The sequence below is a fragment of the Dellaglioa sp. CoH-56-MRSF-14 genome, assembly GCF_056782115.1.
In genome coordinates, this window is record NZ_JBXAYB010000097.1 from 1 (window position 1) to 277 (window position 277).

Annotated in this window: 1 protein-coding gene; it reads left to right on the forward strand. The window is 49.8% G+C overall.

Annotated features, from left to right (window positions below; translation table 11 throughout):
* Nucleotides 1-63 precede the first annotated feature (63 nt).
* The coding region (locus tag AC1RPX_RS07955) for a hypothetical protein (protein ID WP_481763358.1) at nucleotides 64-277 on the forward strand (214 nt) is incomplete at its 3' end.

Here is a 277-nt window from a genome sequence, read left to right on the forward strand (position 1 = left end):
TCCCAAGCCTTGTCACGGTGACTATCTGGCGGCCATCGCCAACGAAAAACGAGGACTTTTTGCATGACCAATTTTCTGAAAGAGACGGAAGAAGCAATTGCAGACTCCGGCCACGTTCCTGAGGACATCATTTTTATCGGCTCCCGCACAACCGGGCATTCGTGCACATGGGACGAATTTCAGACCATTGCCGACTTCGGATACGATTCTGGTTATGGTGGGCAAGAGGTTGTGAGTGTTATCGAAATCGTGTTTAACGACGGACAATCCATGCATC